This is a genomic window from Halomonas sp. ND22Bw (assembly GCF_003011945.1).
In the GTDB taxonomy this organism is placed as follows: domain Bacteria; phylum Pseudomonadota; class Gammaproteobacteria; order Pseudomonadales; family Halomonadaceae; genus Halomonas; species Halomonas halophila.
Map to the genome: position 1 here is coordinate 1 of NZ_PXWD01000144.1, position 467 is coordinate 467.

General features: G+C 61.9%; 1 protein-coding gene. It reads left to right on the plus strand.

What is annotated here, in order from left to right; genetic code table 11:
• Positions 1–94 precede the first annotated feature (94 nt).
• On the plus strand, positions 95–467 hold a 373-nt coding region (locus CVH10_RS17400; RefSeq protein ID WP_369335853.1), incomplete at its 3' end, for a hypothetical protein.

Below are 467 nucleotides of genomic sequence, written 5' to 3' on the forward strand. Positions count from 1 at the left end.
GAAATGGGCGACACGCGCCCTAATCGAGGAGGTTCTCGGCGGAGAGAAGTTCGATAGGCTTTCATGTTGGGAGCCGACATGCGGGCGCGGCTATATGGCTTCCACGCTGGCAGAGTATTTCCGGACCGTGCGCAGCAGCGATGTGCACGGCTACGGTTATGGCGAGATATTCGACTTCCTGTCGCTCTCCGCCGAAGCAGCGGCCCCGCATGATCGTCCCGACTGGATCGTGACCAATCCCCCATTCCGCTTAGGCGAGGAGTTCGTGCGGCGCGCCTTGCAGCTCGCAAGGTCCGGTGTCGCAATGCTTGTCCGCACTGGCTTCATCGAAGGAGCCGGTCGCTACGAGCGACTGTTCAAAGACCGCCCCCCGAGCTGCGTCGCGCAATTTGTCGAACGGGTTCCCATCCTCCGCGGTCGCGTCGATCCCCGCGCATCGACGGCCACAGGCTATTGTTGGCTGATAT